At 63.1% G+C, this 21,733-nt stretch carries 19 protein-coding genes and 1 pseudogene; 6 read left to right on the top strand and 14 right to left on the bottom strand.

Annotation, left to right across the window (positions count from 1 at the left end):
- Positions 1–225: 225 nt before the first annotated feature.
- Together AB7535_RS24565 and AB7535_RS24560 are read right to left on the bottom strand one after the other, a co-directional pair.
- The gene (locus AB7535_RS24565) at positions 226–495 is read right to left on the bottom strand and encodes a DUF3551 domain-containing protein (protein ID WP_085398220.1); all 270 of its coding nucleotides are present in this window, start codon (positions 493–495) and stop codon (positions 226–228) included.
- Between the two features lie 366 nt (positions 496–861).
- The gene (locus tag AB7535_RS24560; protein WP_085405584.1) at positions 862–1,341 is read right to left on the bottom strand and encodes a PH domain-containing protein; all 480 of its coding nucleotides are present in this window, start codon (positions 1,339–1,341) and stop codon (positions 862–864) included.
- Positions 1,342–3,542: 2,201 nt separating this feature from the next.
- Between AB7535_RS24560 and AB7535_RS24555 the strand changes: the two genes are divergently transcribed.
- Together AB7535_RS24555 and AB7535_RS24550 are read left to right on the top strand one after the other, a co-directional pair.
- Positions 3,543–3,734 carry a hypothetical protein gene (locus AB7535_RS24555; RefSeq protein WP_085405585.1) on the top strand — a complete coding sequence of 64 codons (192 nt, stop codon included), beginning with the start codon at positions 3,543–3,545 and terminating at the stop codon, positions 3,732–3,734.
- 168 nt (positions 3,735–3,902) lie between these two features.
- On the top strand, positions 3,903–4,523 hold the full coding sequence (locus tag AB7535_RS24550; RefSeq protein ID WP_434057417.1) for a hypothetical protein: 621 nt from the start codon (positions 3,903–3,905) through the stop codon (positions 4,521–4,523).
- Between the two features lie 429 nt (positions 4,524–4,952).
- On the opposite strand, the gene AB7535_RS24545 is transcribed toward AB7535_RS24550, so the two are convergent.
- Positions 4,953–5,543 carry a GNAT family N-acetyltransferase gene (locus tag AB7535_RS24545; protein ID WP_085405586.1) on the bottom strand — a complete coding sequence of 197 codons (591 nt, stop codon included), beginning with the start codon at positions 5,541–5,543 and terminating at the stop codon, positions 4,953–4,955.
- A 161-nt stretch (positions 5,544–5,704) separates the two neighbouring features.
- Between AB7535_RS24545 and AB7535_RS24540 the strand changes: the two genes are divergently transcribed.
- Positions 5,705–6,856: an AI-2E family transporter gene (locus AB7535_RS24540; RefSeq protein ID WP_245344286.1), complete on the top strand. Its 1,152-nt coding sequence runs from the start codon at positions 5,705–5,707 to the stop codon at positions 6,854–6,856.
- An 82-nt stretch (positions 6,857–6,938) separates the two neighbouring features.
- Here AB7535_RS24540 and AB7535_RS24535 read toward each other — a convergent pair whose 3' ends face one another.
- The 3 genes and pseudogenes from AB7535_RS24535 to AB7535_RS24525 all read right to left on the bottom strand — a co-directional run bounded on the left by AB7535_RS24535 (position 6,939) and on the right by AB7535_RS24525 (position 9,316).
- A complete protein-coding gene (locus AB7535_RS24535) occupies positions 6,939–7,157 on the bottom strand; it encodes a hypothetical protein (protein WP_193375960.1) in 219 nt (72 codons plus the stop codon).
- Positions 7,158–7,187: 30 nt separating this feature from the next.
- A pseudogene (locus tag AB7535_RS24530) lies at positions 7,188–7,512 on the bottom strand (dienelactone hydrolase); the annotation flags it as partial.
- Positions 7,513–7,627: 115 nt separating this feature from the next.
- Positions 7,628–9,316 (bottom strand): aspartate:alanine exchanger family transporter, encoded by a 1,689-nt coding sequence (locus tag AB7535_RS24525; protein WP_439034232.1) that lies wholly within the window; start codon positions 9,314–9,316, stop codon positions 7,628–7,630.
- A gap of 626 nt (positions 9,317–9,942) precedes the next feature.
- Between AB7535_RS24525 and AB7535_RS24520 the strand changes: the two genes are divergently transcribed.
- Positions 9,943–10,164: a hypothetical protein gene (locus AB7535_RS24520; protein WP_085405589.1), complete on the top strand. Its 222-nt coding sequence runs from the start codon at positions 9,943–9,945 to the stop codon at positions 10,162–10,164.
- 114 nt (positions 10,165–10,278) lie between these two features.
- Here the strand turns inward: AB7535_RS24520 and AB7535_RS24515 are convergent, their stop codons facing one another.
- The 8 genes from AB7535_RS24515 to AB7535_RS24480 form a co-directional block, all read right to left on the bottom strand.
- The gene (locus AB7535_RS24515; protein ID WP_085405590.1) at positions 10,279–10,653 is read right to left on the bottom strand and encodes a YybH family protein; all 375 of its coding nucleotides are present in this window, start codon (positions 10,651–10,653) and stop codon (positions 10,279–10,281) included.
- A 131-nt stretch (positions 10,654–10,784) separates the two neighbouring features.
- Positions 10,785–12,191, bottom strand: coding sequence for a tyrosine-type recombinase/integrase (locus tag AB7535_RS24510; protein WP_085405591.1), 1,407 nt, complete (start codon positions 12,189–12,191; stop codon positions 10,785–10,787).
- A gap of 689 nt (positions 12,192–12,880) precedes the next feature.
- Positions 12,881–14,113 carry a Zn-dependent hydrolase gene (locus AB7535_RS24505; RefSeq protein WP_439037047.1) on the bottom strand — a complete coding sequence of 411 codons (1,233 nt, stop codon included), beginning with the start codon at positions 14,111–14,113 and terminating at the stop codon, positions 12,881–12,883.
- Entirely contained in the window at positions 14,106–14,891 is a 786-nt protein-coding gene (locus AB7535_RS24500; RefSeq protein ID WP_063981932.1) for an ABC transporter ATP-binding protein, read from the bottom strand. The genes AB7535_RS24505 and AB7535_RS24500 overlap by 8 nt, the downstream gene beginning before the upstream one ends.
- Entirely contained in the window at positions 14,888–15,661 is a 774-nt protein-coding gene (locus tag AB7535_RS24495; RefSeq protein WP_085405609.1) for an ABC transporter permease, read from the bottom strand. The genes AB7535_RS24500 and AB7535_RS24495 overlap by 4 nt, the downstream gene beginning before the upstream one ends.
- Positions 15,662–15,733: 72 nt before the next feature.
- A complete protein-coding gene (locus tag AB7535_RS24490; protein WP_085405910.1) occupies positions 15,734–16,678 on the bottom strand; it encodes an ABC transporter substrate-binding protein in 945 nt (314 codons plus the stop codon).
- A 105-nt stretch (positions 16,679–16,783) separates the two neighbouring features.
- Positions 16,784–17,512 carry a histidine utilization repressor gene (gene hutC / locus AB7535_RS24485; RefSeq protein WP_014493578.1) on the bottom strand — a complete coding sequence of 243 codons (729 nt, stop codon included), beginning with the start codon at positions 17,510–17,512 and terminating at the stop codon, positions 16,784–16,786.
- Positions 17,509–18,867 carry a formimidoylglutamate deiminase gene (locus tag AB7535_RS24480; RefSeq protein ID WP_085405610.1) on the bottom strand — a complete coding sequence of 453 codons (1,359 nt, stop codon included), beginning with the start codon at positions 18,865–18,867 and terminating at the stop codon, positions 17,509–17,511. The genes hutC and AB7535_RS24480 overlap by 4 nt, the downstream gene beginning before the upstream one ends.
- An 82-nt stretch (positions 18,868–18,949) precedes the next feature.
- Here AB7535_RS24480 and hutI point away from each other — a divergent pair, with 82 nt between their 5' ends.
- Both hutI and hutH read left to right on the top strand, forming a co-directional pair.
- Positions 18,950–20,164, top strand: coding sequence for an imidazolonepropionase (gene hutI / locus AB7535_RS24475; protein WP_085405611.1), 1,215 nt, complete (start codon positions 18,950–18,952; stop codon positions 20,162–20,164).
- Complete coding sequence (gene hutH / locus AB7535_RS24470) at positions 20,161–21,720, top strand: histidine ammonia-lyase (RefSeq protein WP_085405612.1); 1,560 nt, start codon at positions 20,161–20,163, stop codon at positions 21,718–21,720. The genes hutI and hutH overlap by 4 nt, the downstream gene beginning before the upstream one ends.
- Positions 21,721–21,733: the final 13 nt, after the last annotated feature.

Raw genomic sequence — 21,733 nt, 5'->3', positions numbered from 1 at the left:
GCCTCTTTACGGCCGCGGTCACACTGAAGATCAAGAATTGTCCGGATTTCATACCCGTTCAGTCGTTTGGTTGTCGCAGATCGATGCACCTACAGCGCCGCAGGCCTCCATCAGCGGATTTTCGCTTCAGCGCCAGCGTATGCGGCTCGTGCGAGATCGGATCGAGGGGCGGGCTCTCCAGAGGCGTCAGCCATCTCAACCCGAGTCGTCGCGCCCCTGTCCGATCTAGTAGGCGCGACGAGGCTGCCGATAGGCTGGTTCCCGTGGCCCTTGTGCGTTTGCAAAATATGGATTGGTAACGCACATGGCGGAGAGGCCCGATGCATTGGCGTGGCACTGCGCCATCGAGCTATAGCCGCAGTAGAAAGTTTCGCCTCCGCCCCAGTACCAACGTTGTAGGCAGATCGGAGCATTCCCGCCATATGTTTGGGCCTGAGTTGGCGCGGCCGCCAAAACCGAGATCGTTGCCCAAATCGCCAAAGTTGGAATGCGCATCAGAATTTCCTTACGGATCGACTCCATCGCATCAGCGTATCGAAGCCAGACAAAGCCCATTGCTTCAGATCAATTCACATTCGCGCGAGTGGCTGGGGCTACGGCTGTGGTGGCTCAACGCTGCAACGGGCGCCACCTCGGGCTTGCTCGCCAAATGAGGGGCGAAGATGGGTTTCCGCGCGGAAAGCTGACGATGATTGATGGGCGGCAGCGCGAACGCCACGAGTTGATCTTTGGGGCAGGATAATCCGGTCAAGGCAGAGCCGCAGCGCCACCGGGTCCCCCGCGAGCGCCGCCGCAAAATCGCCAGCGCGGGGGGGCTCCGGGGGCGTTGTTGGGGCGGCGGCTGTCAAACCATGCCACGATTTACGTGCCAACCGGTCTTGTCGTGATGGCGCTGCGAAACGCGAGAGGCGAACTAACGGTGGAAATGGTTTGCGTACCCTCGCCGACGCCCTGAATGGTGAGGTCGCCATAGTTCAAAAGGCGGCCAAGAACGCTTTGATTGACATCGACGCTCTCAACCTTGTCGAGGCTCATCTCAAAGGTCCGCCTCTTAATGAAACCGGCCTTGTGGACGACCCGCATGTTGGTAACGTCGGTCTCGGTGGTCCAGCGGTGGAACCAAGCCGTCGCCGTCCAGTACGAGGCCGCAAGCCCAGCGACCGCCGCCAATACCAAGTAAACCAACGTCAGCGCGTCGACGGCGGCCAAGCGCCACAGCACCAGAAATGCGACCGCCGCGATCCACGCCCCGATTGCAGGCAGAAAGTACACCCAGTGTTCGTTGGTCGAATACAGCACCCTTTCGCCAGGCTGTAGGATTTCGTCGATATAGCGCCCCATACGCCTACCCGGAGTTTACCTATCACCGCGGTAATATGCGCCATTTTAAACGGAGAAAGACCTTGATCTATCTCAAGCCTTCCAACGGCCAGCGCCGGAAGCTCGCATGCTTTCACACGAGAGCCGGTCCCATCCCCTGCCGTGAGAGGTCGGGATGTTTGGACGGTTAAGGGAGGTGCAGAATGATCAGGTTGATTGCTATTGCCGGCTTCGCCTTATCGGTCGCAGTATCGGCGCAAGCCATGACACCTGCGCCGATTACTCCTCCGCCCAACGGCATGATCACTGAAGTCGCTGCTGCCTGCGGCGCGGGTAGGACACGAGTTAACGGTGTGTGCGTCGCAAGAACCACCGTCCGCCATACCCGTCGAGCCGTCCGCAGATGTGCGACCGGAATGACTTGCTAGCGCGCCGATGGTTTAAGCGGTGCAACCACGAAGGCTGAGACGACCCGAAACTGTCACTAGCGGCATTCTGCGATCAAGGTTGCCCGAAGCCGCTGATGGAGCGGCTGCTGGGCGTGATGGTCGCCGCACATAATCCAGATCAACGCTGTCGCTCGACTGCCGAAAAAATTGGCGCATGGCAAGACGGCTTTCCATTATCGAAGTGGGGGCGATTACGATTATCGTTCTCAGCGTGGCTGTACTCGCCTTCGTCGGGTTTTCCATTTGGGCAGAACTATGAAGGCCGGGGTGCGCCGAGACTAACGCCATCCTCCACGCGCTCCCGGCGCACCGCCTCGCTCGCCGAGTTCTTTCGACTTGAGCCACGTCTTCGATAGTCCGCCGTCCGCTTCGACACGATCCCTTCCAGCCCCATCTGGCAGACGTGCTTGAAGATCGTCGGGTCCGCCGCCGGTCAGGTGTTCGTTGAAGCGGATGGCGTGCGACTGTTGAGCGCGAGCCACACCACGTCCTTTTTCTTGGTCTGTGGGTTCGTAGAGTTGGCACGTCGCGTCATTTCGCTGTGCTAGGCATCCGTCGCCACGACGACACAGAACCGGCGTCAAGGGTGAGGCCATTAGAAGGCCCTACAGCGCGCCGCCAGCGCCGGGCTACCGGACACCGGCAAGCCGCACCAGTTTTCCAGCCACTGGCTTAGTCGTGAACGGTCGGTCCGTAGGTTTCTTGGAGTGTTCTTGCCACGCAACTCCGCGGATGAGAGAAAGCAGGACGAAGCCGGTATGGTCTTGAGTTGGCCCGTGTGAGACATGCCGTCAGGGTCGTGAGACTTAGCCGAATGCTTGACGACGACATGTATCGACGCATCCTCTCAATTTCTCCCGTATGCACGGCAGTTCGTCAGTGGAAATGATAGGCGAACATCGTATGACTACTTCATGCTCACATGCGGACCTATTTCAGCCAAATCCCAGACGCTCGCCCCGGATGGCGCCGCGTCGATGATCGCTGACGACGGAGGACTTATTGCGAGCGTGCCGCCGTCAGCAAGCGAACTGCTGGGAAGTCCGGGCGCGGCAGCCTGATTCAAATGACGCCCACCATTTCAAAAGTCATTCTCGTCGCGTTGGTGATCGGCTGGGTACGCTACAAGTACGCGCGGCGTTCTCGTCGTGCGAGGGTTGTGTGGAGCGCTCGCGGCCCCTGGAAACTGCGCTCCTGCTCATATCTCTTTCGGGACTTGGACTTGTTCCGCTCGTCTACGTAGCGACAGGAATACCTCATTTTGCAGATCGCAGCTTCTATCCTCCCTGGCTTGGCTGGGGTCTCTCTTTGCGATTGCAGCTCTGGGCGTGTTTCACCTGACCCACCGTGCACTCGGCCGGAATTGGTCGATAAGTCTCGACGTGCGGGAGAATCATGAACTCGTGACGGAAGGGATTTATCGGAAAGTTCGACACCGATGTATTCGGCATTTTGGCTGTGGGCTATCGCCCAGGCATTGCTTGGATTGCCGGTTTCGCGGGCCTGGCCGGCTTCGGGATCTTGTTCTTTGGTTGCGTCGGCAAGGAAGAGCGAATGATGTTGGAAACTTTCGGTGACAGCTACCGGGTCTACGCGGAGCGGACCGGTAGGATTTTCCCATCAATATGCTGAAAGAAAGCGTGCCCCTTCTGCAACATTCGCCAAAAAAGGGATCGCGCGACTGTCCGCACGGGCATCTATTTGTTGTGTGGGTAGAGCGTCCGGCTAGGTTCAGAATCGGTAAGGGGTAGCGGGCAACTTCAGGGGAGATTGATGCTGAAATTCGTAATTGCGGGTACTGCGTCTTTGGCTTTGGTGGGAGCGGCAGTTGCCGCGGATCTGCCTCGTCCGCAGCCCGTCGTCCAGACCGCGCCGGTTGGTAAATATCCCGTCGGCAAAACTCCAGTCGGCAAATACCCGATCGGCAAGGCTCCGGCGCCGGCTCCGTTAGTCACCAAGGGCTAATCCCGCAGATTCAAGCGCCTTCGGCCCGTCGGGGGCCGGAGGCGTTCACCTTCAATAATGTTTTGGCTTGGGCTGTGGTGGGTCCAAGAAGGGTTGAACGTGGCAAGGGTGATCTGGGAATACCGCGATCTGCGACTTATTGTCGGGGTCGCAATCTTTGCGGCTTCCGTGGGAAGCGCTAGTGCACAGCAACTCGCGGGGCGCGCTGATCTTCAGCAGCGACCGGACACTGCCCCCAAGACTTCAATCAACTCCGCTACGAAACCGGCCGCAGCTGCGCCAAGCAGCTCGCCAGCCACGTCGGATGCAAAGCCGGCCCGGGTATCTTCAGTTAAAGGACCCTACTACGTCGATTTTCGCGCCCGCACTGCTGCATCCTACGGACACGCATTTGTCTGGTACGGCAAGACGAGCCAAAGGGCGGTTGAAGTTGCCGGCCTGCATCCAGCAGGTGACACGCTGCCGTACGTATTGGGACATCTCATGTTTGTGCCTTCTGAAACCGGCGCGAGCTATGGTGACCTCGATGAGCAATATTTGACAGCCAGTTATCGAGTCTACTTGAATGAGGCTGACGCCAAAAAGGTATTTGCTTACATCAAGCGTCTTCAGGCGACCTCGCCGGTGTGGAACGCGGGAACAACCAACTGCACCAATTTCATCGGTCGCATAGCGAGTTTTATGGGCTTGAAGGCTCCATTCCATTTGTTGAAGCCTGAAGAATACATAACCCAACTCAGAGCGCTAAACGGTGGACGTCCAACGGTGCAACTGGTTGCCAACCGGTAGACCCCGGGAAATGGCGGGCCAAAGTCGAGGTGCCATCCGAGCTTGCGTGATGGCGTATCAACGAGCCGGACGGGATGAGCGATTCGCGTCGCGTAGAGAAGTTGAGCGACGGCGAGTTAACGTGTATCGCGATGGCGGCATACACACGGGGCCGCACTGCTCGGCCAGTCTCGCCTAGCCGAAAAGGCCGCCAACTGAGGCGGCCGCGGAGAAGCAATGTCCAAGTGGCGGCCTAATCTTTATCTGTCCAGCATTCCAAGGAAACTCTACTGGTCGCGCCCGTGAAGCGGTTTCTGTGTTCGAAGCCTTGCCCGATTGGCTCGTAGCGGAACATCCAGCCGCCAACCAATACGGCGAACACAGTGGCAAATGAAGGCCAGCGGCGCTGGCCCGTCTGCCATTGCAAAGGCCCTCAAGATAGGCCACGCGTCAGTTTATCGCGCGCTTGCGGAGTGATCGGTTGCGCGCGCGTCCCTGCAACGGAAACTTGGTGCGGCCTCGGGGGAGGGCAAAATCCCATGGAAAGCATGCTACCAGGTCTGTCTGTGGATCTCGCCGCGCAGCCGACCTAAACCCGAACCTGCCGAAGACCTTCAACATTGATGTGTTCTCGGGCAGGACTTCCGCCGTCAATTCCTTCAGTCCCGTTTCCCTCGCGATGTCGACGAGGTGCCGCATTAGCATCGAGCCAACGCCGCGCCCCTGCCATGCATTGACCTCCATGAAAGCCATCTCGGCCCGGCCGGGCTCGGAGACAATATATCGGCAGCCGCCAACCACAGCCTTCCGGCCTGCTTCCTCCGCGCGCGCAACCAAGGCGATATGATTCTTAAAATCGACGTCCATGAAGAAGGCGCGCTCCTTGAAATGGCTCTTCATCGCAAAAAATCGGCGCTGCAACGACTGCGGGCTCGCTTGGTCTAGTGCGGGGAGCATGTCGGCCTCGTCCTCCGGCCGAAGCGCGCGAACTTCGACCGGACTGCCGTCGCGCAAGCGCTCTCGTGCACTGGTGACCGACATGCGGACTCCGGTGTCGAGAGGCCGGGCGACGCACTTGCCCGATCCCGCCCATGGGCCTCCCGGCCGGTCGTGGTCGCTTGATCTGGATCAAGACCTCCGCGCGAGAGGGGGAACTAGCTCACTCACCCGCAACATGCGTGGCCAAGGCTGAAGGCGCGTCCGTGAGAACACTCCGCCAGATCATCTCCGGAGACGAGGTCATCCAGCTTGTGATCCGGCTGGGGTTGCTCGCGGTCCTGATCGTCTGGACACTGCTCCTGATCCGTCCGTTCGTGCCAATCCTGGCCTGGAGTGTCGTGCTCGCCGTCGCGCTTAATCCGGTGTTTGAGCGCCTTGCCAAAATCCTCGGCGACCGGCCGAAACTTGCGGCAGCGATCCTAACCCTTATCAGTCTCGCCGTTGTCATTGGGCCCGCGACGTGGCTCGGCATGGGCGCAGTCGACGGGATCAGGGATCTTGCCGGCCAAATGACCGCCGGCGAGGTGTTGGTTCCGTCGCCACCTCAATCGATCAAGGATTGGCCACTCGTCGGGCCTCGGCTCTTCGATCTCTGGGATCAGGCCTCGACCAATCTGCGTTCGCTTCTGCGCGAAGTGGTGCCGTATCTCAAGCCCTTCGCGACGACCTTGCTCGGATTTGCCGGCAATGCCGGTGTGGGGACCGTAAAGTTCCTGCTGTCCGTGATCGTGGCTGGCGTCCTGTTTCCATATGGCCCGCAACTCGTGGCCGCGGGTCGTGACTTTCTGTCACGGATCGTGCCCGACCAGAGCGAGCACTTTCTGGACCTCGCGGGTACCACCATCCGTGCGGTCGCGCAGGGTGTGATCGGCGTCGCGATCGTCCAATCCTTGCTCGCCGGCATTGGGTTCAAGCTGGCCGGTATCGCCAGCGCGGGACTACTGGCGTTCGTGGTGCTATTGCTGTCGATCGTGCAGATCGGCGGAACGATCGTCATCCTGCCGGTCATTATCTGGATCTGGACTGACAAGGAATTCCCGATCGCGCTTCTGCTGACGGTGTTTCTCGTGATCGTATCGGTGCTCGACAACATCCTAAAGCCGCTCGTCATGGGGCGAGGCCTGACCACACCCGCGCTCGTCATCCTGATCGGGGTGATCGGAGGAACCCTCGTCCACGGCATCATCGGCCTCTTCATCGGACCGATCATTCTGTCGGTGGCTTGGGAGCTGACGGTTGCCTGGATCCGTACCGAACGCGCTCCGCAGCGGGGAGATGTTGGCTATGGGCCGCCGCGCTCTCTTGATCTGCATCAAGGCGTCTCATCATCCCCTTCGCCGGATAACAATCGCTGACCGACGAAACCAGGAGCATGGCCGAGTCCGCCATGGGAGCACGCGATGGCAGTCCAGTTCCTCGGCACCGTCATCAGCGTGATCAACAGTGATCAACATAGAGCTTCTGCCAGTCTCCGAAGGTGATGTCTTTGGCTTCGCGCTGCCCGCGAGGGGCGATCTCGGCGGGCTTCGCCTCAGAGGCCTGCTTTTGCGCCGCGGCGTTCTGGACCGAAGCTGGTCCGGCAATGGCCGCTGCGAACAAAATCAACAGGAAGGTGCGAGCGTGCCCGGGCCATGGCGTTGAAGGGGCGTTGATCATGGTTGCGTCTCCAGGCGCCAGCCTCTGTAACTATTTATGCGCGTCGAGGGATTTTTCGACGAGCGGTGACCACATCGGAATTGTGTCGGTCGAGCCGACGAGGAAATGCCCCTCATTGCCGAAGGGCGGCATCAGATGATATCGGCCCTGCCGCCGGCCGCAGTGAAAGCCTCATGCATGCGCTTCGACAACGCCGGGCCAAAGAACGTGTCGTTCTCGATATAGAACCACAGCATGGCACCCGCGAGGTACGGCCCAAATCCGCGGTCGCTTCGACCAGTCTGTCCGGCGCGCAGTTGTTGTTGGGCTTGCCGTCGACGCGACCGCCGCGACCTGCTGCAAAGGTGATGATCGCTGGAGACGGACATTGTCTTCGGCGAGGGCCGGCAAGCCGAAGGCGGCAAGGAGAACCAAAGCCGTCAAGAGCGGTCGGAAGATTGCGGCCAACTGCGTACGCATCGTCGCCTCCGTCAGCCGGTATAAGTGAGTGCCACGATGATCGGGCCGAGCACAGTCAGGACGACGTTGCCGATGGCGTAGGGCACTGCGACGCCGAGAACTGGGGTCTGACTCTCGGCGACTTCGCAGGCTCCGGTCACCGCAGCATCGACGGTCATGGCGCCGGCCAGCGCCCCGCAGGTGATGACCGGATTCATGTGCAACACATAGCGCGCAAACAGTGTCGCGACGATCAGCGGCACCAGCGTGACGACCAGGCCCATGCCCACCAGCAACGCCCCGTGCGCCTGTATCGCAGCCCAGGCCGCGGCTCCGTTGCCGAGCCCGATGGCTGCGATGAAGCCACCGAGCCCGAGATCGCTCAGTGTCTGCTGTGCCGCGCGTGGTAACGCTCCGATGGTCGGCCGGCGCGACCGCATCCAGCCGCAGACGAGGCCAGCGATCAGCGCGCCGCCGCCGCCGCCCAAGGTCAGCGGGATGCCGCCGACCCTGAGGCTGACGAGACCCGCGAGGAGGCCCGCGGCGATGCCGGTTGCGAGAAAGGCGATGTCGGCGCGGTCGCCGGAGCGCAGTATCTGCCCGACCTTCGTGGCGGCACGCTCGATGTTGCGAGTGCTGCCGACGAGCGTCATGACGTCCCCGACATAGACGCGGGTGTCCGGGCCCAACGGGACCTCGCGGCCCATCCGGGTCAGCGTGCGGAGATAGACGCCGCGTGCGTCGTTGCCGACGCGTTCAGCGATCTCCTTGATCGATCGGCCATGGAGATGGCGGCTGTCGACGAGGACGTCGATCACATTGCCCGGAATTGCCTTCAGGATTTCGTCGGCATCGATTTCCTTGCCGATGACCGGCTTTGCCGCGACGAGGGCAGCGGTTCGCCCGGCGACGACGATGTCGTCGCCGGGTTCGAGGATGCTGTCGAGGCGCGGCTCGATATCGGCTCCCTGCCGCACGATTCGCTCGACGACAGTGCGGCTGCCGATTTCCTCTTCGACGTCCTTGACCGTGCGTCCCGCGGCGGCCGATACTCGGTAGGCGCGCGCCTGGAATTTGCGATAGTGCAGATTTTCACTCTGTGGCGGGTTGCCGCCGGCAAGCTCCGCCTCCAGCTTCGCCGCCTCCGCCTTCAAATCGATCCGCATCAGTTTCGGTGCGACAAACGGCACGTACAGGAGTGTGAGAATATAGCCGAGGACATAGGTGACGGCGTATCCGGCTGCGATGTTTGCTTCTTGCTGCTTCAAAGCATCACTGGACAAGCCGACTTGCGCGAGCGCTCCGGACGCCGTGCCGATGATGGAAGATTGCGTCAGCCCACCGGCGGCAAGTCCCGAGGCCGTGCCCGGATCGAGCTTGAACGCGAATGCAAATATCAAAACGAGGATGAGACCCGTGCCGCCGAGCACGAGCGCCATGGCGACCTGCGCCATGGTGCGGATGCTCAAGGAGGCGAAGAATTCGGGGCCGGACCGGTAGCCGATCGTGAACACAAACAGGCTGAACAGAAGCACGCGCAGCAGCGACGGGAATGTAAAGGTTCCGAGCTGACCGATAAGAACGGCCACCACCAGTATGCAGGCTGTCGTTCCGATTGAGAAACCACGAATCTTGACTCGGCCCAGCACCGTGCCGATGGCGATGGAAAGCAGCAGGAAGATTTCCGGAGCGGTGGAGATCATCCACCTGACGGTATCCATGGCGCATGCCCTCCAGCCATTTGCGCCGAATCTGAATCGTGAAACCGGGCGACGCTTGATCTAGATCAATCCTCGCCGACGGCACGCCTTCGCCTTTTGAGCCGTGCAGGATTCGGGACAGTCGACGTCTCGGACATGAGCACGATGGACATCGTCACTGCTTCGTCGGCGCACCGCGACGATCGGGTACCAGTCGTGTTCTGCTTTGGGTCTACCGGCTTGGTCTGCATGGACGGAGCTTGGTATCGCTGTGATCGCTCCCTCGACCCTGCTGCCTGGCCGCGAAGCCGACCTCAACGAGGCCCGTTTATGAACGCGCCGGCCGATCGCTCGACAGTGTGCTCGGAGAGGGCAACGCGGGGCAACCGTGATCCAAACGAAGAGCATCCGGCCGCATCGTCAGCCGGGCGGCTACGACGTGAACCGTTTCATCGCACGCCGGTCGGCCGTCAGCTGCCTCGGACATCAGACGAATCAAGTTCGCCTGACCTACTCACCCTACAGAGATTCGCGCGCCACGCGGAGTCCGGGGGAAACACCCCGCAGTTATTCGACCTATTCACAGCGTCTTGACTCCGTGCGAATCGATTCGGCCCCCTTTGATGTGATAGCAAAGCTGTTTTGTGATGATGCTGCTGCTGGTCGGAGTGGGCGCGGTGCAAGCCCAGCAGTCGTGCATGCCCTGCTCGCTGCGCACACCCGGCCTGCTGTACGAATGCGTCGATAAGAACGGAAAGCTGCAGCCTGCTGGACCAACGGCAGCGCGGCAGACAAAACACTTCGACCAGTGCATGGCGCGCGGCGGCTCAGGTTACAAGTGTCTCGATGAAGCAGCGAAGGTGAAGTGAAGCAGCGGAGTGTCTGCCGAAGGGCTGATGTGTGCCGCCGGCTAGGGACGTGCCGGCTGGGCTGCTCGATAGAGCTACAATGGCCGCAACTCTGCGGCCGCGCGGACCGTTATCTCAGTTGACGGAGCTTCGGGCGGCCGCCCGAGCCATGGGTGCGCAGCTTGTGTAGATGATCTTGTTTGAGACACCGAACCGAAAATAAACGCGAACCGGCTTGCCTTCGTAATTTTGATAGTCGATTTGAACGCCGTGGCCCGTCAGGCTCACGTCGTCCAGCGAAAATGAGAGTACTCGCTTCGTTTCGAGCTTAGGTGACCAGTAGGCAGCGATTGCTTCTCGCCCAGTCAGGCTGACGCCTTCGCAGGCGCATTCAAGCACCGCTCGCTCATCATACAGATCGAGCAGCGCGTTGACGTCTCCACGCCGGCAGGCGTCGAGCCAGTCTACAACTGTGGCAACAGGGTCAAAGTCATCCCTCGGAATAGGCATGGAGGTTCCATCATCAGCCGCGCCGCTCCCGGCGCGGGACTTAGATGGACTGTGATGAATGCTGCTTGAACGCACTCCCGCAGAACTACTGATTGAAGCCCGCCTGATCGAAGCTCAGGCGGGGCGATAGATCAGGCCGCAACGTGAAGTCCGATATTGGCGTCCTTTCTCGATGTCCGCCCGCCGACGATCCGCCGCAGCTCGGCCGCGACGCCGTCCAGCACCGCGCGCTTTTCCTTCATCCGCTTGGAGTGATTGTACACTTTGCCGGTGACCGTCGGCACGATCTGCTCGGCCTTCTTGCTCGCGGCGTGGTCGAGGCACTTCGCAATCCATGCGTCGTCGAAGCCGAGGTCGCCGGCCAGGGTCGCTGCCGTCCGGCGCAGGTCATGGGGCGTGAACGGCTTGAGACCGAGCAGCTCGCAGAGGCCAGCGGTTTTGGTTTTGTCCTTGTTCGTCTCGTGCTTGGTGCCGCGCAGGGCGTCGGCCATCGCTTTCCGGTGGATCGGCTGGCCCTTGTACATGGGACTCTCGAAGACAAACTGCTGACCATCCGAGGCGAGCGCCTCCTTGATGATCTCGACCGTCAGATCGGATAACGGCTGCTGGATCACCCGCCGCTTCTTGACCCGCTTGAGCGGCACGTCGAAGCGCGGATGCTCGCCGTCGAGGTCAAACAGCTCATCCCGATGCGCGCCGAGCAGTTCGCGCGAGCGCAGCATAGTGACCAGTTCGAACTTGAGTGCGAGCCGGGTCCGGCGGTCGTAGGGAAGGTCGTTGCGGTCCAGCCCGTGCCAGAACGTCTTGATCTCGTCTTCGGAGAGGACCCGGGTGCGGGGATGTTCGGGATCGAGTTTTGGCAGGTTGACGCAGGGGCTGGCGGTCACATAGTCGCGGCCTGCCTCCGCCGCCCAGGTGAACAGGCCCGAGGCCGCCTTGCGCATATGGCGCGCGTTGCTGACCGAGGGCTTGCCGAACTTGCCTGCGACGATGTCGTTCGAGAGTGTGGCGATGTCGTGCTTGGTGACCTCCATGGCCAATTTCTTGCCGAGACGGGGCCGGATGAGGCGATCGAGGTGGCTTGCCGTGTTCTCCCAGCTCTCCAGCCGGGGCCGCATTTCGCCGTCCGGCTTCTTGACCGGCGTCTTCATCCAGGTGATTCGCTCGTCGATGATCTCGGCGACGGTCTTGCCGCGCTTGGCCGTCGCGGTCTTCTGGTCGCGGAAGGTCTCGGCAAGCGCCTCGCCGCCCATGGACTTGAGGCCGTAGACCTTGCTACGGGCGTCCTCGACCGTGAAGGTCTCAGCATTGTAGACGCCAAGCCAGCCGGTGCGTTGCTTGCCGGTCTCCCGGTCGGTGAACTTGAACGAGAAGGTCGCCACCCCTGCCGTGGTGATGCTGACGTACAGACCAGGGCACTTACGGTCGTAGAGCTTGGTCCGTTTGGCAACGCGTTTCTCGCACATGCGGTCGGTCAGAATGGCGCTGCTATTGCGGCCCCGCTTGCCGGCGGGGGAGGGGGTGATGTTACTATCCATGTGGTTTCGGCTCCTAAGGCTTGGGACCAAAGGGCTCGGCTTTGGGGCTTTCAGTTTGTCGTGCGGACGCTGAAAGGCTTAGGGCCGGGCCCTTATTTTGGTGAAGCCCGCTGAAACAGCCCGCATCAGGGTAGTCGAAAAGCCCTTATTTTAAAGAGTGTTCTTAGTTTCGGCGTGTTTCACCGAACACCAAAATATAGACGTGTGGTCCTGGCCGTCGTTGCTACGGTCAAGTGCTTTGCGAATGCGGCAGTCGCGTCAACCGGCGCGGTGCTGGTGACTTTTGCAAGCGTGAGGGAGGCCAGAAGGAACTCGGCTCCCGGGAGAGCACGGCATAAGCCGTCCAACCACTGCGCAGGGAAGGCCGAGTGATTGGCACCACCTGTATGCTGCTGTGCGGTCTCCTTTGCGCACCACCTCGCGCAGCGGACCGCGGGTGCGAGGTCAGCACCCGGCCTTCCCTGCGCCCTCTTGGCTTCGAGGGTGGAGAGATCAAGCAAAGCTCGGGCGAAATGCGCTGCGAGGATGCGAAGGTGTGTCTGCAACACGCGCTGTTATCGCCCGCGAAGGCGGGCGACCCAGTATTCCAGAGGCGGGTGTGGTTGAACGCTGCGCTTCGGCTATGCCGTGCCGATCACGAAGGGCAAGTACGACATCGTCCAGGAGTTCAGATGCGGCGGCACGTCGTTCTAACCACCGAGGAGCCGCCGGCAGGCGTCGACGAAGACCTGCGCGCCCGTGACGATGTCGGCGTCGGCGGTGTTCTCGGTCCAGTGATGGCTGATGCCGCCGATCGACGGCACGAACAGCATGGCCGCGGGCATGACGGTCGCGAGCAACTGCGCGTCGTGGCCGGCGCCGCTGGGCATGCGAATGGATCGTCCGCTGGCAAGGGCCTTGCTCGCGGCTTCGATGGCGTCCTGGAAGCCGGCGTTCATCAGCGCGGGCGCGCCGGTGCGAATCTTCTCCACGGTGACGGTGCAAGGGCCCTTCGCGTTGGCCTCTTCCGCCATGGTGCGCAGCAGCTCCTCCAGCCGCGCGATGACCGCCGGATTGTCGTCGCGGATCTGGAACAGCATCTCGGCGCCGCCGGGAATGATGCTCGGCGCGCCGGGATCGAGCGTGATGCGGCCGGTGGTCCAGACCGTGCGCGTGCCACAGGCGCCCGAGAACCGCTCGTCGATCGCCACGCAGAACTTGGCCAGCGCGAGGCCGGCATCTTTCCGCGCCGCCATGCGGGTGGTGCCGGCATGGTTCTGCTCGCCGACGAAATTGATCTGGTACTGCCAGATGCCGACGATGGAGGTCACCACGCCGATCGCGAGCTTGCCGCTTTCGAGCGTGTCGCCCTGCTCGATATGCGCCTCCAGATATCCGATGTGGCGTCCCGGCTCGGCGGCGACGCGCGCGCGGCCCGAGAGCCCCATGTCGGCGAGTGCGTCGCGCATGGTGCGGCCGCTGGTGCGGTCGCGGGCGGCATCGATGTCGGCCTCGGTCACCTGTCCGACGTAGGAGCGCGAGCCGAGGAAATGCCCAAAGTGTCCTTCCTCGTCGCACCACGCTGCGACTTCGACCGCGCCCTTCACGGTCGGATCGGCATTGAGCACGCGGGCCGCTTCGAGCGCATAGACGACGCCGAGCGGGCCATCGAGCCAGCCGGCGTAGTTCTGGCTCTCCAGGTGCGATCCCGCCAGCAGCTTCGGTCCGGGCTTTGCGCTGGTGCCGAATACATTGCCGATGCCGTCGATCGCGGCGGTGAGGCCGGCGTCGGGCAGCTTCTGCACCAGCCAGTCGAGCGACAGTTTGTGCGGCTCGGAGAAGGTCGGCTTATGCACGCCGGTCTTGTAGGCGCCGATGGCACGGAGCGTATTGAGATCGGCGAGAACGCGTTGCCCATCGGCACGCGGCTTGGTGTCAGGCATGTTCGGCAACCTTCAGCGCCTCGGTGCGGATCTCCTCGACCAGCCGTTCCTTCAACTGGACGAATTCGGGCGTGGTCTTGATCTTGTACGAGCGCGGATGCGGCAGGTCCACATTGATCTCGGCCTTGATACGGCCGGGGCGCGCGCTCATCACGATGACGCGGCTGCCGAGGAAGATGGCTTCCTCGATGTCGTGGGTGACGAACAGCACGGTCTTCTGGTCGCGCTCCCAGATCCCGAGCAGCATTTCCTGCATCAAGGCGCGGGTCTGGTTGTCGAGCGCGCCGAAGGGCTCGTCGAGCAGCAGGATCTTTGGATCGTTGGCGAGCGCGCGGGCGATCGCGGTGCGCTGCTGCATGCCGCCGGAGAGCTGCTTCGGCCAGTGGTTCTCGAAGCCGGACAGCCCGACCTGGCGGATGAAGGCATCGGCGATCTTGTTGCGCTCCGCCTCGGGCACGCCGCGCTCGCGCAGGCCGAAGGCGATGTTCTCGCGCACGCTCAGCCAGGGAAACAGCGTGTAGGACTGGAACACCATGCCGCGATCGGCGCCGGGGCCGGTCACCTCGCGCCCGTCGAGCGTGACGCGCCCGCTGGTCGGCCGGTCGAGACCGGCGACGATGCGAAGCAGCGTGGACTTGCCGCAGCCGGAGGGGCCGAGGATGGTGACGAAGTCGTTGTTGCCGATGGTGAGATCGGTCGGCTCCAGCGCCCTGGTCGGCGCGTTGCCGTGGCGCGCGGGGAAGGTTCGCGAGACCTGTTCGATCTTCAGGGTGGTCATGCGAGCCTCCACGGAAACAGCCAGGCGTTGAACGCCTTGAACATGAAGTCCGAGAGGAGACCGATCACTCCGATCACGATGATGCCGAAGATGATCTGGCCGGTGTTGAGAAGCGCCTGGCTGTCGGTGATCATGTGGCCGATGCCCGAGGACGAGCCGATCAGCTCGGCGACGATGACGTAGGTCCAGGCCCAGCCCAGCACCAGCCGCAGGATTTCCGCGATCTCGGGTGCGGAGGAGGGCAACAGTACCCGGCGGATGATGCCGCGGTCGCTGGCCCCGAGCGTATAGGCCGCCTCGACCAGATCGCGCCGCGTGGTGCCCACGGTTACGGCGATCATCAGGATGATCTGGAACACCGCGCCGATGAAGATGACGAGCAGCTTCTGCAATTCGCCGATGCCGGCCCACAGGATCAGCAGCGGGATAAAGGCCGAGGCAGGCAAATAGCGAGCAAAGGAGACGAACGGTTCGAGGAAGGCTTCGACCGGCTTGTAGGCACCCATCAGCACGCCGAGCGGAACCGCGATGATCGCAGCAAGGGCGAAGCCGCCGACGACGCGCCAGATCGTCATGCCGATGTCGAACAGGAAGCCTTGCTTGGCGAGCAGGTCATAGCCTTCCTGCATCATGGTCAGCGGGTTGGCGAGAAAGGTCTTCGACACATGGCCGCCGAGCGTCGCCCACGACCAGAGGGCAACGAACAGCACGAAGAACGCGAGGCCGTAAGCCACGCGCTGCTTCGATGTCACGGGATCCAGGGGACGCATCAACGATCTATCCGGGCGGTGAACGAGTTTTCCGGCCCCGCCGCGAGACGGAGCCGGCAGCTCCTGAAGGGTTTACTTGATGTAGCTCGCGTCGAAGAGGTCCTCGACCTTCGGCGCGGCCTTGATGATGCCGATCTCGAGCAGGAGGTCGGCGGCGTCCTTGTTGAAGGTCAGGAAATCGCCGGCAAAGAACTTCTGGTTCGCGGCCTTGTCCTGCCAGCGCAGATATTTTGCCGAGTTGCCGAACGCCTCGCCGGTCTGCTTCACATCGGCACCCATGATCTCATAGGCCTTGGCCTGATCCTTGCCGATCATGTCGAGCGCCTCGAAATAGCTGTCGGCGAGCGCCTTGGCTGCCTTCGGGTTCTCGGTGAGGAACTTCGGCGTGCAGCCAAAGGTGTCCATGACCATCGGATAGTCGAGCGTGGTCGCGATGATCTTGCCCTTGTCGGGCGCGGCGCGAACCGTGGACAGATACGGCTCATAGGTCATTGCGGCGTCGTTCTGGCCGGAGACGAAGGCCTGCGCGGCTGCAGCAGGCTCGAGGTTCACGACGGTGACATCCTTCACCGAGAGCCCGTTCTTCTTCAGCATCCAGGCCAGCGCGAAATAGGGCGAGGTGCCGGGCGCGGAAGCCGCGACGGTCTTGCCCTTGAGATCCTTGATCGATGCGAGATCGTTGCGAACGGCCATGCCGTCGGCACCATAGCTCTTGTCGAGCTGGAAGATCTGCTTGGTCGCAACGCCATTGGCGTTCCACGAGATCCAGGTCTCGACCGTCGTTGCCGCGCACTGGACATCGCCCGAGGCGATCGCGAGGTGGCGGTCCTTCTGCGGGATCTTCTTGATCGTCACGTCGAGACCGTTCTTCTTGAAGATCCCAGCCTCCTTCGCCAGCGTGAGCGGCGCGAAGCCGGTCCATCCGGAGATGCCGATGCCGACCTTGACGTCGTCGGCGAGTACCGGAGTGGAGGCCGCGAGGGCAATGATTGTCGCAAAAATTGTCGAACTACGCATGATTGTCGTCCTCTTGCCGATCGATGGATTGACGTCCCTGTTGATCATTCGGTCCTGATGGACCGTTGCCCGAAGCGTTGCACGATTTGTGCCGACATCGTTCTCTCAGCCTCCCTTGAATCGGGCGACAAGGCGGTGAGAGTCACCGGGATAGAGCAGGCGCACTGCGGTGATGGTGCGCGCGCTGCGCCAAGTATAGCGGTCGATCACGAGGCAAGGCGCGCCGACGGCGATGTCGAGCGCCTCCGCCGTGCGATCGTCCGCAACGATGGCGCTGATCGTATGCTCGGCTTCCGTCCATGGGACATGATGAAGCAGCCACGAGCCGGGCGGTTCGCGCGAGAAATCCGCGGTCGCTGCATCCGGCACGGACGACAGATCGATCAGTCGGTCCTCGACGGCAAACGGCACCTTGTCGGCGCTGTGCCGGCAGGTGATCGCAACGACCTTGCCGGCCTTCTTGACACCAAGACGCTCGCGGTCGGCGGCGGTCGCCGCACGCAGCTTGCGCCCGATCAGCTCGTAGCCGTAGCCGCGGCCAAGCGCGGTGATCTCGGCGCGAATGTCTGCGATCTTCAGCACCGCCGACAGATGCTGCGGCCGGCGTACGAAGGAGCCGGCGCGCCGCCGCCGTTCGATCAGATCTGCCTGCGCGAGCTCCGACAGCGCCTTGTTCACCGTCATGCGCGAGCAGCCGTAACGCGCGACCAATTCGTGCTCGAACGGGATACGATGCCCGGGCGGCCATTCGCCGGTCAGGATGCGCTTCTCGATATCGGCGCGGATGCGCTTGTAGAGCGTCGGCTGGTCGGCGGCATCGGTGGCCAGGCTCATGCGACGAGCCTCCGGACCGCCGCGTTGAAGCGCTCGCGCGCGGTCTGTCGCAGTCTGTGTCGTCCGCCTTCGACGACCTTGTGGCCGCCGGCCCAGACGCAATCGATCGCGCCGGTCCCTCCGGCAAAAATCCAACCGTCGATGGCGGCGTCGCGCAAACGTCCCGCGAGCGATGGATGTGCGGTGTCGAGCGTGACGATGTCGGCGCGCGCGCCGGGCCCGAGGCCAACCGTCGCCTGTGCCAGCGCGCGTGCACCGCCGGCGAGCGCATGATCGAACAGCGTACGTCCCGTCGAGCGGCCTGCACCACCGGAGAGCACGTTGCGCTCGAGATGCTTGAGACGCTGGCCATATTCGAGCTGACGCAGCTCGTCGGCTGCGCCGACCAGCACGTTGGAGTCTGTGCCCACACCGAACGCGCCGCCGGCATCGACGAATTCGCGCGCCGGACAAATGCCGTCGCCGAGGCTCGCTTCCGTGATGGGGCAGAGACCCGCCACCGCACCGGTCTTCGCGAACGCCGTGACTTCCGCATCCGTCGTATGGGTCGCGTGGATGAGGCACCAGCGTTGATCGAGCGGCGCGTGCTCCAGCAGCCATTGCACCGGCCGTCGTCCCGACCAGGCGAGGCAATCCTCGACTTCCTTCACCTGTTCGGCGGCATGGATATGCACCGGCCCGCCATCGGTGAGCGGAATGATCGCCGCGAGCTCGTCGGGCGCAACAGCACGCAGACTGTGCGGCGCGATGCCGATATTGGCGCCCGGCAATCTGCTGATCGCCTTGCGCGACGCAGCCATCAGCGCGGCGAACTGATCGACCGAGCAGATGAAGCGGCGTTGTCCGGCATGCGGTGCTGCGCCGCCGAAGGAGCCATGCGCATAAAAACTCGGCAACAGTGTCAGCGCAATGCCGGAAGCTTCGGCAGCCTGTGCAATGCGCGTAGCCATTTCCGCGAGGTCGGCATAAGGGGAGCCGTCGCGATCGTGGTGGAGGTAGTGGAATTCGCCGACGCGGGTAAAACCCTGTTCGAGCATCTCGACATACAGCAGCGTCGCAACGGCGGCGACGTCGTCCGGCGTCATCGCCAGCGCAAAACGATACATCGTGTCGCGCCAGGTCCAGAACGTATCGGTGCTATCGCCGCGCAGTTCGGCCAGCCCCGCCATGCCGCGCTGGAATGCGTGGCTGTGCAGGCTCGCCAACCCCGGAAGCGCAATTCCATGACGCTCGTCGCCGGCGGCCGGCGCCACGCCCGGCGTCACCTCGGCGATCGCGCCGGCGGTGATCACCATCTGCACGTCATTGGCCCAGCCCGAAGGCAGGAGCGCGGAGGCGAAATGCAGTCGGGTCATGATTACACGCCGGCTGGACAGAACCGCCCCACGATTATATGTCTAGACATATAAGTCAAGCATCCCACGAAGGGACCATTGCATGGCAGAGCGCTTCGACCGGATCTGGCACAACACCCGGCTCGCCACGATGCGGGCCGACCGTCCCGATCTCGGCGAGATCGAGCATGGCGTGATCGCCACGCGCGGCGGCTATATCGTCTATGCGGGCGTAGCGGCGGATTTCCCTGGTGATGCGGACGCGATCAAGCGGATCGATTGCGAGGGGCGTTGGATCACGCCCGGCCTCGTCGATTGCCATACCCATCTCGTCTACGGCGGCAACCGCGCGCACGAATTCGAGCTGCGCCTGAAGGGCGCAAGCTACGAGGAAATCGCGCGCGCCGGTGGCGGCATTGTTTCGACAGTCGCCGCGACCCGCAAGGCGAGCGAGGCCGAGCTCGTTGCAAGCGCGCTGCCGCGGCTCGATGCGCTGATTGGCGAGGGCGTCACCACCATCGAGATCAAGTCCGGTTACGGCCTCGATGTCGAGACCGAGATGCGGCAGCTCTCAGCGGCGCGCATCCTCGGCCGTCAGCGGCCGGTTGCGATCCGCACCTCCTTTCTCGGGGCGCACGCGCTGCCTGTGGAGGCCGGCGGTGACAAGGATCGTTACATCGATCTCGTGTGTCATGAGATGCTGCCGGCCGTCGCAAAGGCCGGTCTTGCCGATGCCGTCGATGCCTTCATGGAAGGTATCGCGTTCTCGGCCGAGCAGACCGCGCGGGTGTTCGAGACGGCGAGGGGGCTTGGGCTGCCGGTCAAGCTCCATGCGGACCAGCTGTCGAACCTCGGCGGCGCTGCGCTCGCCGCAAAATTCTCGGCACTCTCCGCCGATCACCTCGAGCATACCGACGAGGCCGGCGCTGCCGCGATGGCGAAGGCCGGTACTGTCGCCGTGCTGCTGCCGGGCGCCTTCTACTTCATCCGCGAGACGCAAAAGCCGCCGGTCGAGGCGTTCCGCAGGCACGGCGTCCACATGGCGCTCGCGACCGACTGCAATCCCGGCAGCTCGCCGCTGACATCGCTCCTGCTTACGATGAACATGGGCGCGACGCTGTTCCGGATGACGGTGGCTGAATGCCTCGCTGGTGTTACCCGCGAAGGCGCGCGTGCGCTCGGCGTGCTCGACGAAACCGGCACGCTGGAAGCCGGGAAGTGGTGCGATCTCGCGATCTGGGACATCGAGCGGCCCGCCGAACTCGTCTACCGCATCGGCTTCAATCCGCTGCATAGCCGGGTGTGGAGGGGACAGTGACGGAACAGGGCGCAGCGATCGTCGTCAAGCCGGGAACGGTCAGCCTCGACGATCTCGCGCGCGTGCTCGAAGGCGCCGCTGTCGTGCTTGATCCGTCATTTTGGCCGCGCGTCGAGGCGGCCGCGGAGATCGTCGCAAAGGCAGCACACGGCGCCGCGCCGGTCTACGGCATCAATACCGGTTTTGGAAAACTGGCCGCGAAGCGCATTCCGCCGGACCAGACCGCGCTGCTCCAGCGCAATCTCATCGTCTCGCATTGCTGCGGCGTCGGCCCGGCCACGCCGGAGCCGATCGTACGGCTGATGATAGCGCTGAAGATCGTCTCGCTCGGCCGCGGCGCCTCCGGCGTGCGCCGCGAGGTGATCGAGCAATTGCAGGCCATGCTGGCGCAGGACGTCTATCCGCTGGTGCCGCAGCAGGGCTCGGTCGGCGCCTCCGGCGATCTTGCGCCGCTCGCGCACATGACGGCGGTGATGATCGGCGAGGGGCAAGCGATCGTCGATCGCAAGACTGTCTCCGGCCGTGAGGCACTCGCCGTCGCCGGTCTCGCGCCGCTGACGCTGGGCCCCAAGGAGGGGCTCGCGCTGATCAACGGAACGCAGTTCTCGACCGCCTATGCCGTCTCCGGCGTGCTGCGCGCGTTTCGCCTGGCTCGCGCCGCGCTCGTCACCGGCGCGCTGTCGGTCGATGCGGCAATGGCCTCGACGGCGCCGTTCCGCCCCGAGATTCAGGCGTTGCGCGGCCATGCCGGGCAGATCGCGGCGGCCTCGACGCTGACCGCGTTGCTCGACGGCAGCGATATCAGGTTGTCGCATCTCGAAGGTGACGAGCGCGTGCAGGATCCCTATTGCCTGCGTTGCCAGCCGCAGGTCGCGGGCGCCGCGCTCGACCTGATCACGCAGGCCGCGCGCACGCTGATCGTCGAAGCCAACGCCGTCACCGACAATCCGCTCGTTCTGGTCGATACCGGCGAGATCGTCTCCGGCGGCAATTTCCACGCCGAGCCGGTCGCCTTTGCCGCCGATACGATCGCGCTGGCGTTGTCGGAAATCGGTGCGATCAGCGAGCGGCGCATCGCGACGCTGGTCGATCCCGCGCTCAATTTCGGTCTGCCGCCGTTTCTAACGCCCGATCCCGGCATCAATTCCGGCTTCATGATCGCAGAAGTGACGGCGGCCGCGCTCTATGCCGAGAACAAGCAGCGCGCGGCGGCCTGCTCGATCGACTCGACGCCGACCAGCGCCAACCAGGAAGACCATGTCTCGATGGCCGCGCACGCCGCGCGTCGCCTCTTGGAGATGGCCGATAATCTCGCCGCCATCCTCGGCATCGAGCTTCTGGTTGCCGCGCAGGGAATCACGCTGCGCGCGCCGCATGCGACCAGCGCCCCGCTCGCAGCCGTCATCGCTGCGCTTCGCGAGCATGTGCCCGCGCTCGGTGCCGATCGCTACATGGCCGGCGATCTCGCCAAGGCGGCTGCGCTGATCGAAGCCGATGCGCTACCGGCCGTGGCGATCGCGGCGCTTCCGACCGATCCGTTCCCGAGACTTGACTAAAGAGGTGCTCTGC

The organism is Bradyrhizobium sp. 956_D2_N1_4, from assembly GCF_052076025.1.
Classification (GTDB): domain Bacteria; phylum Pseudomonadota; class Alphaproteobacteria; order Rhizobiales; family Xanthobacteraceae; genus Bradyrhizobium; species Bradyrhizobium barranii.
The sequence above is the reverse complement of the archived record's forward strand: the minus strand, read 5'-3'. Positions and strand labels throughout refer to the sequence as shown.

What these genes read in the sequence shown, in the direction of transcription:
- AB7535_RS24555 (WP_085405585.1), top strand. Translation starts at nt 3,543, where the DNA reads ATGCTGAAATTCGTAATTGCGGGTACTGCGTCTTTGGCTTTGGTGGGA.
- hutI (WP_085405611.1), top strand. Translation starts at nt 18,950, where the DNA reads ATGGCAGAGCGCTTCGACCGGATCTGGCACAACACCCGGCTCGCCACG.
- AB7535_RS24520 (WP_085405589.1), top strand. Translation starts at nt 9,943, where the DNA reads ATGATGCTGCTGCTGGTCGGAGTGGGCGCGGTGCAAGCCCAGCAGTCG.
- hutC (WP_014493578.1), bottom strand. Translation starts at nt 17,512, where the DNA reads ATGAGCCTGGCCACCGATGCCGCCGACCAGCCGACGCTCTACAAGCGC.
- AB7535_RS24510 (WP_085405591.1), bottom strand. Translation starts at nt 12,191, where the DNA reads ATGGATAGTAACATCACCCCCTCCCCCGCCGGCAAGCGGGGCCGCAAT.
- AB7535_RS24495 (WP_085405609.1), bottom strand. Translation starts at nt 15,661, where the DNA reads ATGCGTCCCCTGGATCCCGTGACATCGAAGCAGCGCGTGGCTTACGGC.
- AB7535_RS24500 (WP_063981932.1), bottom strand. Translation starts at nt 14,891, where the DNA reads ATGACCACCCTGAAGATCGAACAGGTCTCGCGAACCTTCCCCGCGCGC.
- AB7535_RS24535 (WP_193375960.1), bottom strand. Translation starts at nt 7,157, where the DNA reads ATGATCAACGCCCCTTCAACGCCATGGCCCGGGCACGCTCGCACCTTC.
- AB7535_RS24560 (WP_085405584.1), bottom strand. Translation starts at nt 1,341, where the DNA reads ATGGGGCGCTATATCGACGAAATCCTACAGCCTGGCGAAAGGGTGCTG.
- AB7535_RS24525 (WP_439034232.1), bottom strand. Translation starts at nt 9,316, where the DNA reads ATGGATACCGTCAGGTGGATGATCTCCACCGCTCCGGAAATCTTCCTG.
- AB7535_RS24480 (WP_085405610.1), bottom strand. Translation starts at nt 18,867, where the DNA reads ATGACCCGACTGCATTTCGCCTCCGCGCTCCTGCCTTCGGGCTGGGCC.
- AB7535_RS24565 (WP_085398220.1), bottom strand. Translation starts at nt 495, where the DNA reads ATGCGCATTCCAACTTTGGCGATTTGGGCAACGATCTCGGTTTTGGCG.
- AB7535_RS24515 (WP_085405590.1), bottom strand. Translation starts at nt 10,653, where the DNA reads ATGCCTATTCCGAGGGATGACTTTGACCCTGTTGCCACAGTTGTAGAC.
- AB7535_RS24490 (WP_085405910.1), bottom strand. Translation starts at nt 16,678, where the DNA reads ATGCGTAGTTCGACAATTTTTGCGACAATCATTGCCCTCGCGGCCTCC.
- AB7535_RS24505 (WP_439037047.1), bottom strand. Translation starts at nt 14,113, where the DNA reads ATGCCTGACACCAAGCCGCGTGCCGATGGGCAACGCGTTCTCGCCGAT.
- AB7535_RS24545 (WP_085405586.1), bottom strand. Translation starts at nt 5,543, where the DNA reads ATGTCGGTCACCAGTGCACGAGAGCGCTTGCGCGACGGCAGTCCGGTC.